General features: G+C 52.4%; 17 protein-coding genes. 5 read left to right on the forward strand and 12 right to left on the reverse strand.

The window, feature by feature from the left end:
• Positions 1 to 111 precede the first annotated feature (111 nt).
• The 11 genes from OCV31_RS06865 to OCV31_RS06915 form a co-directional block, all read right to left on the reverse strand.
• Complete coding sequence (locus OCV31_RS06865; RefSeq protein WP_148473736.1) at positions 112 to 1,509, reverse strand: alanine/glycine:cation symporter family protein; 1,398 nt, start codon at positions 1,507 to 1,509, stop codon at positions 112 to 114.
• Between the two features lie 427 nt (positions 1,510 to 1,936).
• Positions 1,937 to 2,434: an NUDIX domain-containing protein gene (locus OCV31_RS06870; RefSeq protein ID WP_148473738.1), complete on the reverse strand. Its 498-nt coding sequence runs from the start codon at positions 2,432 to 2,434 to the stop codon at positions 1,937 to 1,939.
• Between the two features lie 11 nt (positions 2,435 to 2,445).
• Positions 2,446 to 3,063, reverse strand: coding sequence for a V-type ATP synthase subunit D (locus OCV31_RS06875; RefSeq protein ID WP_148473740.1), 618 nt, complete (start codon positions 3,061 to 3,063; stop codon positions 2,446 to 2,448).
• Positions 3,064 to 3,072: 9 nt separating this feature from the next.
• The gene (locus tag OCV31_RS06880; protein WP_148473742.1) at positions 3,073 to 4,446 is read right to left on the reverse strand and encodes a V-type ATP synthase subunit B; all 1,374 of its coding nucleotides are present in this window, start codon (positions 4,444 to 4,446) and stop codon (positions 3,073 to 3,075) included.
• Between the two features lie 3 nt (positions 4,447 to 4,449).
• Positions 4,450 to 6,330, reverse strand: a complete 1,881-nt coding sequence (locus OCV31_RS06885; RefSeq protein ID WP_148473744.1) for a V-type ATP synthase subunit A — start codon at positions 6,328 to 6,330, stop codon at positions 4,450 to 4,452.
• On the reverse strand, positions 6,323 to 6,949 hold the full coding sequence (locus OCV31_RS06890; RefSeq protein ID WP_148473746.1) for a hypothetical protein: 627 nt from the start codon (positions 6,947 to 6,949) through the stop codon (positions 6,323 to 6,325). Before OCV31_RS06890 ends, OCV31_RS06885 begins: the two co-directional genes overlap by 8 nt.
• Positions 6,950 to 6,960: 11 nt before the next feature.
• Positions 6,961 to 7,269 (reverse strand): V-type ATP synthase subunit F, encoded by a 309-nt coding sequence (locus tag OCV31_RS06895; RefSeq protein ID WP_148473748.1) that lies wholly within the window; start codon positions 7,267 to 7,269, stop codon positions 6,961 to 6,963.
• Entirely contained in the window at positions 7,269 to 7,688 is a 420-nt protein-coding gene (locus OCV31_RS06900) for an ATP synthase subunit C (RefSeq protein WP_148473750.1), read from the reverse strand. The genes OCV31_RS06895 and OCV31_RS06900 overlap by 1 nt, the downstream gene beginning before the upstream one ends.
• Positions 7,689 to 7,702: 14 nt before the next feature.
• Positions 7,703 to 9,658 (reverse strand): V-type ATP synthase subunit I, encoded by a 1,956-nt coding sequence (locus OCV31_RS06905; protein WP_148473752.1) that lies wholly within the window; start codon positions 9,656 to 9,658, stop codon positions 7,703 to 7,705.
• On the reverse strand, positions 9,649 to 10,668 hold the full coding sequence (locus OCV31_RS06910; RefSeq protein ID WP_148473754.1) for a V-type ATPase subunit: 1,020 nt from the start codon (positions 10,666 to 10,668) through the stop codon (positions 9,649 to 9,651). Before OCV31_RS06910 ends, OCV31_RS06905 begins: the two co-directional genes overlap by 10 nt.
• A gap of 12 nt (positions 10,669 to 10,680) precedes the next feature.
• A complete protein-coding gene (locus OCV31_RS06915; RefSeq protein ID WP_148473756.1) occupies positions 10,681 to 10,989 on the reverse strand; it encodes a hypothetical protein in 309 nt (102 codons plus the stop codon).
• A 407-nt stretch (positions 10,990 to 11,396) separates the two neighbouring features.
• Between OCV31_RS06915 and OCV31_RS06920 the strand changes: the two genes are divergently transcribed.
• Complete coding sequence (locus OCV31_RS06920; protein WP_148473758.1) at positions 11,397 to 11,888, forward strand: Lrp/AsnC family transcriptional regulator; 492 nt, start codon at positions 11,397 to 11,399, stop codon at positions 11,886 to 11,888.
• Between the two features lie 72 nt (positions 11,889 to 11,960).
• Here the strand turns inward: OCV31_RS06920 and OCV31_RS06925 are convergent, their stop codons facing one another.
• On the reverse strand, positions 11,961 to 13,100 hold the full coding sequence (locus OCV31_RS06925; protein ID WP_148473760.1) for a homoserine dehydrogenase: 1,140 nt from the start codon (positions 13,098 to 13,100) through the stop codon (positions 11,961 to 11,963).
• A 116-nt stretch (positions 13,101 to 13,216) separates the two neighbouring features.
• On the opposite strand from OCV31_RS06925, the gene OCV31_RS06930 reads away from it, so the two are divergent.
• The 4 genes from OCV31_RS06930 to OCV31_RS06945 all read left to right on the forward strand — a co-directional run bounded on the left by OCV31_RS06930 (position 13,217) and on the right by OCV31_RS06945 (position 17,660).
• Positions 13,217 to 14,212, forward strand: coding sequence for an aspartate-semialdehyde dehydrogenase (locus OCV31_RS06930; protein WP_148473762.1), 996 nt, complete (start codon positions 13,217 to 13,219; stop codon positions 14,210 to 14,212).
• Positions 14,209 to 15,003 (forward strand): nitrilase-related carbon-nitrogen hydrolase, encoded by a 795-nt coding sequence (locus OCV31_RS06935; protein WP_148473764.1) that lies wholly within the window; start codon positions 14,209 to 14,211, stop codon positions 15,001 to 15,003. Before OCV31_RS06930 ends, OCV31_RS06935 begins: the two co-directional genes overlap by 4 nt.
• Position 15,004: 1 nt before the next feature.
• A complete protein-coding gene (locus OCV31_RS06940) occupies positions 15,005 to 16,162 on the forward strand; it encodes a M20 metallopeptidase family protein (protein ID WP_148473766.1) in 1,158 nt (385 codons plus the stop codon).
• A 313-nt stretch (positions 16,163 to 16,475) separates the two neighbouring features.
• Complete coding sequence (locus OCV31_RS06945) at positions 16,476 to 17,660, forward strand: aminotransferase-like domain-containing protein (protein WP_148473768.1); 1,185 nt, start codon at positions 16,476 to 16,478, stop codon at positions 17,658 to 17,660.
• Positions 17,661 to 18,205: the final 545 nt, after the last annotated feature.

An 18,205-nucleotide genomic window follows, 5' to 3' on the forward strand; every position in this document is an offset into this window, starting at 1 on the left:
AAAAGTAAAGTCCGGGTAAGGATTATGTGCTAAAATCTCTCTTTTTATTTCCTTCCGCAATACGACAGAAAAAAAGCGCCTGCGAGAGGCGCTTCGGTTTTCTGTAAATTTTTACTTCCAATAATCCAATTTGCTTTCGTCCAGGCCGATGTCTCTGCCGATAAAGTGGGGATCTTTGCCCGCTTGAACCTGTTCTTTGTAGTCTTTTAATGCGGCCAAAGCCTGATTACTCAAAAGCAGAATCGAGGGAATGTTTACGAGGACCATGAGGGCCATTAAGAAGTCCGCCACATTCCACGCCAGTTCCATTTTCATGCTGCTGCCCAGGAAGATGAGGAGAATCGCCACGAGTCGGTAGCAAAGCATGAAGGTTTTGGAGGGGGATTTTTTGTGGAGATAGTTCAGACAGCTGTCCACGTAGTAGAGATTGCCCAAAAGGGTGGTAAAGGCAAAGAGTGTCAAGGACAGGGAGATAAAGACGTAGCCGTAGTGACCGAAGACCGTGGCCAGTGATTCCTGTACGTAGGCGGCGCCGGCCAATTCTTCCGTGGCTTCAACGCCCGATGCCATGGCCATAAATGCCGTGGCGGAGCAGATAACCAGGGTGTCTAAGAAGACGGAGAACATTTGAACCAGGCCTTGTTTTACCGGGTGGGACACGTCTGCCGAGGCAGCGGCGTTGGGCGCGGAACCCATACCGGCTTCGTTGGAGTACAGCCCCCGCTTGACCCCTTGAACCAAAGCGGAACCGGCCAAGCCGCCGAAGATGGCTTGGAAGTTAAAGGCGTCGGAGAAGATGTTTTTAAAGACCGTGGGCATGTAGGCAATGTTTTTCACGATCATAAACAGGGCCATGGCCACGAAGATAATCCCCATAAAGGGTACAACGGTGGAGGTGGCTTTGATGATGCGTTTGCCGCCGCCCAAGATGCAGAAGCCGGCGACGACGGCGAGGATGCCGCCGATGATCCAGGTGGTCTTGCCTTCCACGAAGAAATCGTAGACGCGGAAAGAGTCGGTCATGTTAAAGGATGCAAGCATATTGAAGCCCACGGCGTAGGTTAAAATCAAGAAGATGGCGAAGAGCACGCCTAATTTGCGGGAGCCCAAGGCCACTTCGATGTAGTAGCTCGGGCCGCCGTAGCTGTTGCCTTTCTCGCTCCGGCGCTTATAGATTTGCGCCAAGGTGGATTCGATAAAGGCCGATGCGCCGCCGATTAAGGCGATGATCCACATCCAGAACACGGCGCCGTAGCCGCCGAGGCAAATGGCCTGTGCCACGCCGACGATATTGCCCGTGCCGACGCGGGATGCCGTGGAGACCATAAGAGCCTGGAAGGAAGACACTTCCCCTTCGTGGGGCTTTTCACGCAACACCCGCAGGGATTCGCCGAACATCGAAATTTGTAAAAATCCCGTGCGCACGGTGAAGTAAAGGCCGGCGCCGATTAAAATAATAATAAGTATGGGGTAGTACAAATACCCGTTTACTTTCAGTAACAGATCCATTGTTCACCTCAGTTTCTTAACGATACGTACAACATTCATGATGGTTCACATTCTATCACAACCAACTACATTGTAAAAGAATATTTTGCATTGACACGGATTTTCCCGCTCTGCTCTGAAAAAGCAGCTCCTTTTTCTTAACATAAAGCCTCAATTAACGTAAAAAACCTCTCCATAGCGAGCCGCGACGGAGAGGCTTTTCATGCCTTAAGTAAGGCGCGTTTTATTTTTTATTGGCGATCTTCGCCAGATAGTATACGACGAGTACCATAAAGACGAGCTTTGCAACGATGGCTATTACGGAAAACAAACCTCCAAACAAAACAGATTCCATAAAACACCTCTCAAATAATGATTTCTACGAAAATATCCAATTGCTTCCTTTGATCATAAAGCACAGTGAATCGTTGTAAAGACGCTTTTTAAATCAGTCGTTAAGCTTCGGGGCGATTTTTTCCATATAGGTCTCGATGCGCTTGGCCATGGGCGGGGCGAAGTCCCCGGCTTTTAACATGGCGTCGAGCTCCGTTTTGCCAACGAATTTGTAATCTTCCACTTCGCTTTTTTGCATTTTAATCTTGTCCACATCTCTTTCGAGGAGAAAGATTTTGGAAAATTTCTGATTTTCCTTCATGGTGCCGAGGAAGGTAAGGTCTCTGTCCGTGGCCCGAATGCCCACTTCTTCTTTGAGCTCGCGCAGAGCGCCCTCAAGGGGGCTTTCCTTATCCACGACGCTTCCCATGGTAAATTCCCATTGATGGGGGAAGGTTTTGTTTTTGGCCCGTTTCGTCACCAAAAGCTTGCCCCGGGAGATGACCATGACGCCTGAGACGACGAAATACTCCGTGGCCTCCAGCGGCTCTTTTCGGTCTTTTAAATAGCCCAGGTAGTTAAAATCTTCGTCGTACATGCGCCTCAGTTCCACGGCGACCTCCTTTATTTGCTTACATTGTTTTTGACGCGCTTCAAGCGGAAGAAATCTTCCCGCTCTTTTTCCGCCAAAATTTCTTCGATTTCTTTTTTCGCGGCTTCGTACTTGGGAATTTGGATTTTTTCCAGGGCATTGGCCCGCTTCACGGTTTTTTTGATTTCCTTGGCCAGGCGGTACAGGTCCGTTTCGATTTCCGCCAATTCGTAAATCCTCGCCCGCATGTCGTGCATGCGAATGTAGGCTTCGTCGAAGGCGAAGTTGGATTCAAACATACTGAAGGTGGTTTGGGGCTTAAAGGCCTTGTAGTGGATTTCGGGAATTTCCACGCCCATGACGGAGCGGTAGCCGATGTGGTAGGGCTCTTCCGTGGGCATGGATTTGCTCATTCCCACCACGGATTCCCATCCCATGGTCACCGAGGCCATGGTGAGGGCGTCGTAGGAGCGGCTGAAGTGCTCTTCCACCTCTTGTTGAATGGTTTGGGCCCGGGCGTTTAAGCGCATGATCTCGCGCATGAGCACGGCCCGCTTTTTATCCAGCAGGCTGTAGCCCCGCTTGGCAAAATCCAAAGCGTTTTTTACTTTGATTAAATTGGCTTTCGTCGCCGTTACGCGTTTCGCCATGGCTCACCTCTAATAATATTTCTCCAGAATCTTCGGATCCACGCGCACCAAACTGTCTTTGGGCAGGGTCCTTAAAAGTTCCCAGGCCTTATCCAGGGTTTGGCCGATATCGGAGGACTCGTTAAAGTCCTGGCCGATAAATTCGTTTTCGAATCGGCGGCCGAATTCCAAAAGCTGTTGATCCCCTTCGGAAAGTTCCTCTTCTCCGATGATTTGCGCCAAAGAGCGCACCTCGATGCATCGGGAGTAGGAGGCGAAGAGCTGGGCGGAGACGTCGGAATGGTCTTCTCGGGTGTAGTCCGCCCCGATGCCGTCTTTCATCAAACGGGACAGGGAGTCCAGAATGTTAATGGGGGGATAAATGCCCTGGCCGTGCAAGTCACGAGAGAGCACGATTTGGCCTTCGGTAATGTAGCCGGTCAAGTCGGGGATCGGGTGGGTAATGTCGTCGGAGGGCATGGTCAGGATGGGAATCAAGGTGACCGAGCCCTTCACGCCTTTGATCATTCCCGCCCGCTCGTAGATGGCGGCGAGGTCCGAGTACAAGTAGCCCGGGTAGCCTTTCCTGGAAGGCACTTCTTGTTGTTGGGAAGACACTTCCCGCAAGCTTTCCCCGTAGCTGGTCATGTCGGTCATAATAACCAAAACGTGTTTGTGTTGTTCGAATGCCAGGTATTCCGCCGCGGTGAGGGCGCATTTCGGCGCGATGATCCGCTCCATAATCGGGTCGTCGGCGTAATTCATGTAGATGACGACTTTGTCCATAACGCCGGCTTCCATAAAGCTGTCCGTAAAGAAGGACGCCACTTCCCGCTTCAGGCCCATGCCGCAGAAGACTACGGCGAAATCGCCGCTCTCGCCTTCGTCGGAAACGTCGGCCTGGCGCACGATTTGGGCGGCGAGCTCGTTGTGGGGAAGCCCGGCGCCGGAGAAGATCGGGAGCTTTTGCCCGCGAATCAGGGTCATGACGGAGTCGATGCCGCGAATCCCCGTTTGGATAAAGTTTCTCGGGTATTCCCGGGCCACCGGATTCATGGGCTGGCCGTTGACATTGTAAAATTTATCGGAATAGACCGGGCCGCCTTTGTCGATGGCGCGGCCGATGCCGCTGAAGCGGCGGCCTAAGATTTCCGGGGACAGGGGAATTTCAAAGGGACGGCCTTCGAAGACCACGTTTAAGTTTTCCGTGGAGACCCCCATGGATTCGCCGAAGACCTGAACCGTGGCGGCATCGTCGTTGATGCCGATGACCCGGCCTACGAGGATTTCCTTCGTGTCCCGATTGGTAATGGAGACGATCTCGCCGTAGCGCACCCGGTGCAGGCCGGAGAGCTGAATCAGAGAGCCGTCGACATTATCTAAGCGCAAATACTCTTTCTTCACGTCCTACACCTCCTCTTTTACGGGTTCTTGAAGGGTTTTATCCCCTTCGCTTTGATTGTTTTCCTCCGCCTCTTGCTTTTTCTCTTTGATTTCATAAGCTTCCATTTCGTTTTCGGCGATGCCGTATTCGATGCGGATTTCTCTGTAATGCTCTTGAATATCGTTGATTAAGTGGGTGAAGGCCTTCATGTCGTCGTTGGCGATGTTGTACTTCATGTTCACGATTTTGCTATGAAGGGCGTCGTCTTTTACTTCTTCAATGGAGATGCCCTGATCCAGCACCACTTTGCCCTCTTCGTACAAGGTGTCGATGACTTCCATCATGGCAAATTGTTTTTCCAGGGGCACGGACTGGTCGATGTCGTTAAAGGCGTTTTGTTGCAGGAAGGCGTCTTTGATCATGCGGGCGATAATTAAGAGGAAGCGTTCCTTGTCGGGAAGCACGTCCTCGCCGACGAGCATGACGATTTCCTGGAGCCGGGCCTCTTCGTTTAAGATGTTCATGAATTTCTTCCGAAGGCCCGGAAGATCTCCGTCCAGGCGATTGTCGTAATAGTTGGACAGGGCGCCGATGTAGCCGGAGTAGGAATGGAGCCAGTGAATGGCCGGGTAGTGCCTGGAGTAGGCCAGGTCTTTATCCAGTGCCAAGAACACATTGACGAAGCGGCGGGTGTTTTCCGTCACGGGCTCGGAGAAGTCGCCCCCGGCCGGAGAGACGGCGCCGATGGTGGTGACGGAGCCTTCCTCGCCGCATAAGGTCTTGGCGGAGCCGCTTCGCTCGTAGAAGGAGGCGATGCGACTGGGCAGATAGGCCGGGTAACCTTCTTCGGCGGGCATTTCTTCCAAGCGGCCGGAAATTTCCCGTAAGGCTTCCGCCCAGCGGGAGGTGGAGTCGGCCATCATGGCCACGTCGTAGCCCTGATCCCTGAAGTATTCGGCGATGGTGATGCCGGTGTAGATGGAGGCTTCCCGGGCCGCTACGGGCATGTTGGACGTGTTGGCGATTAAGATGGTGCGCTGCATCAGGGGCTTGCCGGAGTTCGGGTCGATGAGCTTCGGGAAGTCTTCCAATACTTCCGTCATTTCGTTGCCCCGCTCGCCGCAGCCGATGTAGACGATAATGTCCGCGTCGCAGAATTTGGCGATGGCGTGTTGGGTCATGGTCTTACCCGTACCGAAGCCGCCGGGAATGGCTACGGTGCCGCCTTTGGCAATGGGAAAGAACACGTCAAGCACCCGCTGGCCGGTGACCAGGAGTTGATCGGCGTCTAAAAATTCGTCGACGGGTCTCGGGATACGCACGGGCCAGGGATGACTCATGGCCACTTCGTGTTCTTCGCCGGCGTCGTCTTTAATTTTGCAGACGGGCTCCACGATGTTGTAATCACCGGCCTCGGCGATCCACACCACTTCCCCGGAGACGTTCGGAGGAAGGATGATGCGGTGGGTAATGATTTCCGTCTCCTCTACGGTGCCGATGACGGCGCCGCGGTTGAGGACATCGCCTAGCTTGACTACGGGTTCAAAGGTCCAGAGCTTTTCCAGGTCCAAATTCATCATGCCGATGCCTTCGGGAATGAAATTGCCGTATTTTTCGCTGATGCGGTTCAGGGGCCGCTCGATGCCGTCAAACATGTTTCCGAGAAGGCCCGGGCCTAAACGCACAGACAAAGGCCCGCCGGTGGAGACGATGCCCTCGTCCCGCATGAGGCCTTCGGTTTCTTCGTAGACCTGCACGATGCCTTCGTCGCCGTGAATGGCGATCACTTCGCCGATGAGCTTTTTATCGCCGACCTGCACCATCTCCCGCATGGAGAAATCCCCCATGGGCTTGCCCACGACGACGGGCCCGTTGATCTTTATGATTTTTGCTTCTTTACTCATGGTCCATCTCCTCTTGGAACAGGCGGTAGAGCAGCTTGCCGATGGCGTAGCGCTTGTCTTCGATCATGGTGTAAAGGTCGTAGTTTAAACTATACGTCCTGTCCATGTCGCTGATGGTGTGCCCGCCGATGCGCGCATCCTCTAAGGTCTCTCCGTGAAGGACGATGCCCTTTTCCTCGGCCATGGCCTTAAACTCATCGAAGAATCGATCCATGTCCGCCGCCACCATGTGGAAGCGGTACTCCCCGGGCTTTAATTCATTTAGGGATTCTTCCACGCGCATGGCCAGGTCTTCCCCGTACTGCGGGGTGTGGGTGTATTCCACGGCCCGGGCGCGGATGGCTTCGATGAAGTCTTTTTTCAGTTCGTTGATCTTTTTAAGTTCCAAGACCCGTTCGTTTTCCTTGGCCTTGGCGATCTTTTCATTGCCCATGACTCGGGCGAGATCGGCGCGGCGACGAACGATGTTGTCTTTTTCTTCGTTCAGTTGTTTTTCCTTGCGCTCCAAAAGGCTGTTTTTTTCCTGTTCCCAGGCCTCTTTGCGCTTCTGTAAATCCGTTAAACGCCGCTTATAGACGACGTCTTCGAATAATTCCAATTTGCTTTCGACTTGCAGCATTTTCTCACCTACTAATCCAGTTTCACCCCGATGGCGTCGCGAACGTATTTCATAATGAAATCATCTTCCGTGTAGCCATCTCTTCCGGGCAATGTGCAGATAAAGGGACTGCGCTTTTTCTCTTTGACAGCCAGAACCTTCTCTTCCAACGTGCGAAAGTCCTTTTCGTTTAAGATAATCATGCCGATGGTTTTATCTTCCAGGGCGGCGTCGAAGGCGGCATTCAGCGCCTCAGTATCGGCGCAGTACACCCCTTCGAATCCGCTCATGCGAAGGGCGACGAGAAATTCGTCGTCGCGAGAGATGACCCTGGAGATCATTACAGTTTGCCCAGGATCATGATGGAAATGATCAAGCCGTAGATGGCGATCCCTTCGGCCAAGCCGACGAAGATCAGGGTCTTCCCTAAGATGGAGTCGTCCTCACTGACGGCACCCAATGCGGCGGACCCGACGATGCCGACGGCATAGCCCGTACCGATGGTAGCGAGGCCCGTAGAGAGGGCGGCGGCCAAAAGGCCCAGGCCGTTCACTTCCGTCGCGCCGGTGGCTGCGTGGACGACGCCGGGGGCGAGGAGCACGTAGGCGGCGAGAACCGTGGGGATAAAGGCGAACAGATTGGTGCGCATGGCTTTCTTAAGTTTTACGCGGTCGGAGGACACGCCCCGTTCCAAAAAGACGAAGCCTGCTGCAATGGTGGATAAGACCACGAGGGATGCTAAAAATAATATTTTTTCCATAATCAATCTCCTTCTCAGTGCTTGTTTTGGGTTAATTTCAGACTGTCGGAGCGGAATTCCCGTCCGCTGCCGTCGTAGTAGCGGCTGAACAATTCGTAGTATTCCAGGCGCAGGCCTTGGATGAAGACGATAAGCCCTTCCAGACCGATGATTAAAATGTTTCCTAAAACCAAAATCACGTAACCGCCTACGTTGTGGGGCGCCATTTCACTCATGACGTGGAAGGCCATAAAAAGCCCCACGTGGTTAATGGCAAAGGCGCCGACACGAATAAAGGACACGATCCCCGACAAGGTGGAGATCAACAGCTCGATCATGGAGAACGAGCTTTCGATAAAGTAGCCGCTCTTGTTTCCGCCGTAATCCACATCGGTCTTTGAAATCTTCGCCATGAGGGGCTTTTTGAAGATCATAAGCACGATGGAGACGATGAGGATTCCCAAAGCCACGGGCATGGGAATAAAGGACAGGACGCCGGCCACATCCAAGATCATGGCGAGGAGCATAGCGAAGACCAAAAAGCCGAAGAGGCCGTGTTCGCCGAAAAGCCCGCGGGCCAGGTCTTTGTTTTTAATGGCATTGGCAAAGTTCATGCCGTAGGCCAAGACCAAAAGCACGATGCCGAAGCCGATGGCGGCCATAAGCACTTGGTCGATGTTTTGGAAGGGTCTGAGCCAGAGGGCGTCGATGATTTCTTCGTTTCCGAAGACCGAGCCGTACAAGAAGCCGAAGACGACGGAGGATGCGCCCATGCGCATTAAGAGGCCGCCCATGTCTTTTTGTTTCTTTTTCGAGACGAGCCAGCCGATAAGCATAAAGATCGCCCCTTGCCCCACGTCGCCGAACATGGCGCCGAAGAGCAGCATGTAGGTAATGCCGACAAAGATCGTCGGGTCGATTTCGTTGTAATGGGGAATGCCGTACATGCGAACCAAGAGCTCGAAGGGCTTAAAGAACTTTGGGTTTTTCAGCTTCGTCGGCGGGGTAATGCCCCGAGCTGCTTCCTCCTCGCTTTGGGTGGTGATCACCACGTCGTCGAACTTCGCCGTGCGGCGTCGTATTTCTTCCACACCGGCCTCGTCGGTCCAGCCCGTAATAAGGAAATACTCCTTGGCCGTGGCCATTTGTTGCTTGGCCTCTTCGATCCGGCCCAAAAAGAGCATGTGGCCTAAAATCTCCCGCACCTTGTCCCTGTCGTCGCGGTAGAGGGTCTTGCGTTCCTCGTCCAGCTCCGCCAGGCGGGTGTAGAGATCCGTTTCTTCTTTTTCGAGCTTGGCCAAGGTTTCCTTCGCCGTCCCCATGGCATTGTCCATAACCGGCACGTCGATCCAGTGGAGGGATTTCAATACCCGGTCGATTTCATCGGCCACTTCGTTGGGATAGACGATCATGTAGACTTCTTCATCTTCGAAGGAGCCCGTGTGAAAGACAATGGCCAGGAGATTTTCGTAGCTGTTTTTCAAACGCACCCGGGCGGATTTTTCCAGGCGGCCGAAGCGGGCCGTGAAATACTTCATGTCCCGGATTTGGTTTAAGTCCACGTCCACATTTTCAAAGAGGGCCATGTTTTGCTTGAAGTTTTCGATGGCCTCCAAGCGTTTGTGGATTTCCTCATATTCCGTGCGCATGGGCTCGACCCGATCCAACAGGGCCTGATACCTGCGGTTTAGGCTCTCGGCGTCTTCGAAGCCGGTGATCTTTAAGTCCTTAATATGGAAGTAGTCCACCATTTTCTGCGCCTCTTGGGCCTTTTGTCTGATATCCGTGTTAATGGGAAAGGGCGCCAGATTGTTTAAGTCGACGACCATCTCCACATTGTCTTCGAGAGAGTAAATATTGCTGTTCTCCGCCAATTGGGTCATGGCGTCGACCATATCCAGCGCTTCCGAATCCAGGACCTGGAACAAAATATCCTTCAGGTTCTCGATCCGGCCGACGGCACTGAGCATGACCATTCTCTCTACTGCCATACTTCACCTTCTTTCATAGGAATCGTCAAAAGACTCCTGATTAAATCTTTTCCGAAGCCGAGCCTCAGCCCTTCCAAGGTGGTGGAGACGTCTTTTATGGCGTTTTCCAGCAAAATGGACAAGGCGACGATTCGACCCAGGCTTAAACCCGCCTGTTGGTAATGTTTTTCATAGACGGCGGCCAAATCCCTCGTGGCCAATATGTCGGCCATTTGGTTGTTTCGCTTTTCCTGGAAGAGGAAGGAAAAAGACGAGTTCCTCACCGAGCGCACCAGGGCGTTCACATCTTCCGCATAGATCCAGGATTTTAAAAGCTTCGGGGGAATGTTTCCGCCGTGAATGACGAAGTTTTCCATTTCCGACTTTAATATGTCGTAGGTCTTTTTGCCCCGGTAAATGTAGCGAATGTTCAACAGATCCACATGGCGATTCAGCATGGCCATGATTTCCTTGCGGTCTTTTTTCGGCAGCTCTCGCGCTTCCTTAATCAGGCGCTCGTAGTAGCTTCTGTCCAGCTCCATTTCGATGTAGAAAAGAATCCGGTCGCGGGAGACCCCTTTGTAAGCGGAAAGCGTCCGGCCGTAGGGCGTGGCCTCCAAGACCTTAAACAATTCGTCGGGACCGACGGCTTGATCCTTGGGCAAGAGCATGGGATCCAGGGCCAAAAGGCTTTTTCTGACAAGGCCCACGTCTTCGTCGTGATAGACCGCCCGGAAGATCCGCTTTAAATCCTGAATTTCATAGCGCGTTAAAAGGGCGTTGTAAAAGCTCCGGGCCGATCCCTGTAAGTAGTAGTGAAAGCCCTTTAAGGTATCGTAGACCTTTTGTGCCATCTTTACATTCACTTCCAGCAGATGGGGGTCTTCGGTAAGCTCCAAGCCCCACGTACTTTCTAAGATCGCCAGACCGTCTTTAATGTTTCCCGCTTCCAGAATCTTTAAAGGCACTTCCGGCTTAAGAAAACGGGCGTAGACGGCCACGGCTTTGGTGTTGACTGCAGCGTAACTCATACTCGCCTCCCATCAAATGTCCAGGAGTTGAAACGCTTCTTCCACCAATTCCGCTTTGTGGGCTTTATACACCGCATCCACCGATTCCAGCTTCTTGCGGTTGTTTTCTTTGATTCCCTCGACCACGTCCATGGCCTCGTTGTAAATCGCATCGTAACTGTCCTTCGCCGAAGCCTTCGACGCTTCCCGCTCGTCCACTTCCATTTCCGTGAAATGCTTTTGCAGATCCGCTTTTTCGTCGTCGATGGCCTTTTCTTCTTGTCGAACCATGGCATCGGTTCGTTCGTCCAATTCTATGACGCTTCGAATCAAGTGTTCCAACGTACTCCCCTTTCCATTAAATATTCGGTAAATCCCCCCGAAAGAGGACTTACAGGTATGATCATTTTAGCACTTGCCCCTTCGTAAAGCAAAAAAACAACACTGCAGAATCGGCAGTTTTTTCAAATTTGCACCGTTTTATTTGTGAAAAGAAGGTTGCCGCGATTTAAAAATAAAATAGGGAAAAATCGCCTCGGGAAAATCTATTTAAAATCGGCGTTTTTACATCAAATAAAGCGACAATTTTTCGAAAACACGATTCATTCTCAAAGGCCTTTCTTTTTGAGCCTCTGACAGGTAAAAATAATTGTGTTTTTGCAAATTTTTTCCATTTTTCGGTGAATTTGCGCCAGTTTTTTGGTATAATTTCATTAACCTATTTGTTTTGATTAAAGGAGGTGCATAAGATGCACATCAATCGCTTTACCGGTGATTCCATCGACACATATATCTTGTCCCTGCTCAACGAAAACAGCCGCATGTCGCTGTCTGACATCGCGAAAAAAGTGAGCCTTTCCGTTTCGGCCACGCGCAATCGGATCCATCGCTTGGAAGATGCAGGCGTCATTGCCGGCTACACCATTCTTCTCGGCGGAGAAGAGGACGATTCCTACATCCACTCCTTCTGTCTCATCGACATCTCCGAGGAAGACAATACCTTGGAAGAATTTATTAACTACATCCAATCTTCCGACCAAGTGACCGACTGCTGGAAGCTTATGGGGGAATACCAGTTCTTAATTCGCATTAAATCCACCTCGTCGAAAGCTTTAGACGATTTTTTAATGCGCCTCAGGGAATCCATTTCCATTAAGCGGACCAACACCATCGGCGCCTTGAACCAGGTCAAGGGAAAAGACATTCGCGAACACAATGCCATTCGGATTCAGGAAAAGTAAAGGCGGGCGCTTCGGCGCTCGTTTTTTAATGGACGCAAAAAGACAAGCCACGCCGGGCTTGTCTTTCAATCTTTAGTCTTCGATGCGCGCAAAGAAGGTCTTTCCGTCCAGTTTCTTCAGTAATTCGTCTCGGGCCATGTCCTTGGTGTAAGTGAATCCTTCATCCACCCGGTCGACGAAATCGCCTTCCAGCTCGTTTGCCACGAAGTAGCGGCCGCGAATGGGCGCAAGCTTTACATCGCCTCGTTTCATTAAAGGCATGGCGCTCTTTGTGGCGGCGGCTACGAGATCGGCCACCACGGCGTTGCCCGTGGGCTCTTTGCCGGCACCGGGGCCGGTGAAGGCCAAATCGCCGACCCAGCTGCCCTTTACATTGACCTGATTAATGGCATCGGGCAAAATGGCCAAACTGTCCGCGCCGTCTAAAAGCACCGGTTCCACCACGGCTTCGATGCCGCCTTCTGCGGGCTTGGCGGAAGCCACGAGTTTCACCTTTTTATTTTGCGCTTTCAGATAGGCCACCACGGATTGATCGATTTGGGCGATGCCCCGGGTGGGAATGGCGTCGCCGTTTACGTGGCCGAAGGCCATTTCGATTAATAAATGAAGTTTTCTGCGGGTGTCGTAGCCTTCCACATCGTCGGTGGGGTCTTGTTCGGCGTAGCCAAGCTTTTGGCACAGGGCCAGGGTGTCTTTGTAATCGGCGCCTTCTTTAAACATGGCGTTTAAGAGGTAGTTGCAGGTGCCGTTTAAAATGCCTTTCACATCCATGATGTCGTTTTGCAAGCAAAGAGCCCGCAGAGGCGTCAGGACGGGAATGCCGCCGCCCACGGCCGCTTCAAACAAAAATGGTGCGCCGGTTTTTTCCGATAAGGCCACGAGCTCTTCGTAGTGGGCGCTGACGCAGGCTTTGTTGGCGGTCACCACGCCCACGCCTTTTTCCAGAGCCCGGCGCATGTAGTCGTAGGCCATGTCCATGGCGCCGGTGGCTTCGGCGACGCAGTCCACTTCGGCGAGGACCTGATCGTATTCCTTTGCCGTAACCACGGGCTCGTCGATTTCAAGCTCCAGGGTATTTCTGCTTCTGTCCGAAGCCACCACGTAGGCGATCTCCATGGGGCCGATTGTTTTTTCGAAAACCTCTTGTCGATCCTTTAAAATGTCGTAGGCGCCGCGACCCACGGTGCCGAATCCGATTAATGCCAGTTTCATGTTTTCCCCTTTCTTTTTCACTTCGCTACATTCAGTCCATTATGAATTGACTATACTAGAGTGTTTTTGTTATAGTCAAGAAAAACATTGCTCACTTATAAGAAAGAAGGTTTATTATGACGATCTATCGCACAGCTATTTTAGGCGCAACGGGTCTTGTGGGCCAAACCATGCGCAGCATTTTGGAAGAAAGGAATCTCCCCCTGGAACTTTCCATGTTTGCATCGAAAAACAGTGCGGGCAAGACCTTTACTTTTAACGGTGAAGAACACGTCATCGAAGAGCTTACGGAAGACGCCTTGCGTGAAGGCAAATTCGACTACGTACTCAGTGCTTTAGACGGCGATTTGGCCGCCAAATTCTGTCCCGTGGCCGCCGAAGCGGGCACCATTGTCATCGACAACAGCTCCCACTTCCGCATGGCGGAGGGCATTCCCTTGGTGGTCCCCGAAATCAATCCGGAAGATATTTCCGACAAGGCGGGCATTATCGCCAATCCCAACTGCTCCACCATTCAATCCGTGGTGGCCTTAAAGCCTGTGGAAGACCTCTTTAAAATGAAGCGGATCGTCTTTACCACCTTCCAAGCCGTCAGCGGCTCCGGCGTGCGGGGCATCGCCGATTTGGAAAACGGCGTCAAGGGGAAAGCGCCGGAATTTTATCCCTACCCCATCGCCTTCAACTGCCTTCCCCACATCGACGACTTCCTGGACGACGGCTACACCAAGGAAGAAATGAAGATGGTGAACGAATCGAGAAAGATTTTCCACCGTCCGGATCTGGCCGTTACCGCCACCGCCGTCCGCGTGCCGGTAAAGGGCGCCCACGCCATTTCCGTGAACGTCACCTGCGAAAAGCCCATCGACATCGATAAACTCCGCGCCGCCTACGAAGCCATGGACGGCGTCGTGCTTCAAGACGACGTGAAAAATCTGGTCTATCCCCTGCAAATCAATGCCGAAGGCAAAGACGAAGTCTTCGTGGGCCGCATTCGCAAAGACGATTCCTGCGAAAACAGCTTAAACCTTTGGGTCGTCGCCGACAACATTCGCAAGGGCGCCGCATTAAACGCCATTCAAATTCTGGAAAAACACTTAAACGCACGGGCATGAGAGTTTCCCTTCTTCAGGCCCCCATCGGCCCCATGCTCCTCGAGGAAAATCGAAGAACGATTTTTCGCGCCATGGAAGCGTCCTTAACGGACGATCCCGACGTGATCGTGCTCCCGGAAATGTGGAACACGGGCTTTTACCCGGAGAAGTTTTCCGCCGAAGACGACTACACGGATGAGGCCCTATGCCGAGACCTTGCCGCCTTCGCCAAGGCCCACGCCGTGAACCTCGTGGCGGGGAGCCTCACCCTGTGGGACGGGGACAAGCGAGCGAACCGCGCCTTTGTCTACGACCGCGAAGGCGCGCTTTTAGGCACCTACGACAAGGCCCATCTCTTTCCCATGGGGGCGGAAAAAGAATTTTTCGCCCCGGGGGATAAAAACATCGCCTTCGAACTGGACGGCGCGGAGGCGGGCATCGTCACCTGTTTCGATCTGCGCCTGCCCGAGTGGGTGCGCCTCGCCGTCATGGGGCGGGCGAAAATTCTCTTCGTTCCCATGGCCTGGGGCCTTTCCCGGGTGCCCCACATGCATCTCTTCGCCCGGGCGCGGGCCGTTGAAAATCAATGCTATGTGGTGGCGGTGAACTGCACGAAGCTCGAAGGGTACCACGCCATGGGCGGCGGTGGAAGTTGCGTCTACGACCCCATGGGCGAAGAAGTGCTCATGACGGGCACGGAAGCCTGCGTCCACACGGTGGACTTGGATTTGAACAAGGTGGAGGAAGCCAAGGCCATGTTCGATCTCTACAAGGAACGGCGGCCGGAAATCTACGGCGGGTTGGTAAAGTAATATGAAGAAACAAGACATTCTATCGGCGGCGGAGCAGGCGAAGGCCCACTACCGCCACCTCCATGCCCATCCGGAATTGAGCGGCGAAGAAATTGAAACCGCCCGCTACATTAAACGCGTGCTGGCTGAGCTTGACCTTCCCGTACACGACTACTCCAACGGCGGCTTTCACGACGACATCAAAGGCACGAAGAGAGGCCCCGTGGTGGCCCTTCGCGCCGACATGGACGCCCTGCCTCTTAAAGAAGACACGGGCCTTTCCTTCGCCTCAGAGAATGACGGCGTCATGCACGCCTGCGGCCACGACATGCACATGGCCTCCCTTCTCGGCACGGCCATCTACTTCTCAGAACACCGGGACTTTCCCGGCACCGTGCGTCTGATCTTTCAGCCCAACGAGGAAAAAGACGGCGGCGCCGAGGTCATGGTGAACGAAGGCGTCATGGACGGCGTGAGCCACTGCATGGGCCTCCACGTGTCCCCCTATTTGGACGTGGGCACCTTCGGCCTGCTCCCCGGCTTTATGTACGCCGGCGTGGAAGATTTTAAAATCACCTTGACGGGCAAGGGTGGCCACGCGGCCAATCCCGAGCTCTGCACAGATCCCATCGTCTGCGGCGGCCACGTCATCGTGGCCCTGCAAAGCATCGTGGCCCGCCACGTCTCGCCCTTTACTCCGGCGGTGGTCACCATCGGCGCCGCCCGCGGCGGCAACAAGCACAACATCATTCCCGACGAAATGATTCTTGAAGGCACCATTCGCTCAGACAACTTGGCCAATCGGGATAAGCTCCGCGGCCTCGTCACCGACATTTCCGCCGCCACGGCAAAAGCCCACGGCTGCAGCTGTACCGTGGAAATCATCAAGGGCTATGTTCCCCTTATTAACGATGAGGAGGCCACGGAAATCGTGGCTCAGGCTCTTCGCGCCGCATGCGGCGAGGACGCTGTCATTACCCTTCCCACCCCCACTATGGGAGCGGAAGACTTCGCCTACTATTTGCAAAAAGCGCCGGGCACCTTTATCAATCTCGGCGTAAAAAATCCCGGGGACGAACGCAACGCCATTCACACGGCGCAGTTCTTCCCCGACGAGGCGGCCTTAAACTACGGCATCCTCGCCGAAGTGGCATCGGCCCTGGCCTTTATGGAAAAATAACCCTTTCCCTCGACACCATTCGTCGGGGGATTTTTTTGTTCTCAGAAAATTTTAAGGGAGCCAAACATTTTTTAAAAAATCACATTGGCCATTCTTTTCGAATTTCTTGAATCCTACGCCCCGTTTGAAGAATAAAACAAAAGTCAAAAACCCTTTTGGTGCACGTTTTTTCTATGGGCCGATTTCCCTTCTTTTTCCCGGGGAATCTATTTGATTTCAGGCCTTACAACATCATTGACTTTCAACAATGTACGATATACAATAATCTTATAAAACGTTACCACGCAGTTTTTTATGATGAAAGGAGTTCTTAATGCCTAAATTTGCAAAAAGAATGGACAATCTGAAAGCGTCTGAAATCCGTGAGCTACTCGCTTTAACGGCTGACCCGAGCATTATTTCTTTCGCCGGCGGTCTTCCCGCAGCTGAATTATTCCCCATTGACAAATGGATCGAAGCTGAAAACAAAGTCATGAAAGAAAACGGTGCCGCTGCCCTTCAATACGGCCCCACCGACGGCTACAAACGCTTAAGAGAACACTGCATTACCCGCATGAATAAAGTCGGCGTTAAAAACGTCGAAGCCGATGACATTCAAGTTCTTTCCGGTTCCCAACAAGGTCTGGACTTCATGGCCAGAATCTTTATCGATCCGGGCGATTACATCGTCGTTGAAAGTCCTACTTACTTAGGCGCATTGAACGCCTTTAAAGCTTACGAACCCAAGTTCTTGCAAGTGCCCCTCGACGAAGACGGCATGGTTCTCGAAGACCTCGAAAATGCATTAAAGAACAACGACAACGTTAAGTTTATCTACGTCATTTCCGACTTCCAAAACCCCTCCGGCAAAACCTGGACCATGGAACGCCGCAAAGGTTTAATCGAATTGGCCAACAAATACGACGTCATGATTCTTGAAGACAACCCCTACGGCGAATTACGTTTCGAAGGCGAAATCCAACCGTCTCTTCGCAGCTTAGACACCGAAGATCGCGTTATCTTCATGGGTACCTTCTCCAAGATCTTCAGCCCCGGCATCCGCGTCGGTTGGTTCAACGCAGCTAAAGAAGTTCTCGAAAAATTCAACATGGTTAAACAAGGTGCCGACCTTCAAACCTCGACCACGACGCAAATGATCCTGGCTCAATTCCTCGACGACAACGACTTGGAAGCACACATTGACAGCATCATCGAAGTTTACGGCAAACGTAAAAACATCATGGTCGAAGCCATGAAGAAATACTTCCCGAAAGAAGTTACCTTCACCAATCCCGAAGGCGGCCTCTTCCTGTGGGTAACCCTTCCCGAACACTTAAACGCTCGCGACATCGCTGTTAAAGCCATCGAAAAGAAAGTTGCTTTCGTACCCGGCGGCGCTTTCTATCCCGACAGCCCGGAAGAAAACCACTTCCGTCTGAACTACAGCTGCATGTCCGAAGAAAAAATCGAAGAAGGCATTAAGCGCTTAGGCGAAGTTTTAACCGAAGCTGTTAAATAAGCCCGATACAAAATCCGTTGGCGGTCTTTCCGTCGGCGGATTTTTTTATTGCGCGTTTCCGTGAACGTACTGCAAGGGATGCCTGTTGCGGGGGTCGGAAGAAAATCCTTCGTGGGGCTTTTTTATGGTGTCGGGAGGGCTTGCTCCTCGTGTATCACACGCTTTTTGCTTCCCCTTGCCCGTTAAATTCCCTTACATGGCCTCACTCTTTGAATCGACTGCGGCCCTTTTCTCCTTGAATCGACTGCCTGCCTCCCTTGAATCGGTTTTTCAGGCTCTATAATATCCATTGGGGAGTAAGCTCCTCAATGGATATTTTTGTGCAAAAAGATAGCACTTGTTTTCCCTATCACCTAAAATTAAATCACCACAACATAATAAAGGGGGGGCAAACAAGTGCAAAACAATATTACCACATTACTTTTAGGAATCCAAGATGTCGAGGTCACCGGTGTTTCAGAAGAAAGACGGCTCATTACCATTGACTGCAAACCCGTTCATGATCGGGTTTGTCCTCACTGTGGCTCGACCCACGCTTGGGTCCA

The organism is Aedoeadaptatus acetigenes, assembly GCF_025566985.1.
Taxonomy (GTDB): domain Bacteria; phylum Bacillota; class Clostridia; order Tissierellales; family Peptoniphilaceae; genus Aedoeadaptatus; species Aedoeadaptatus acetigenes.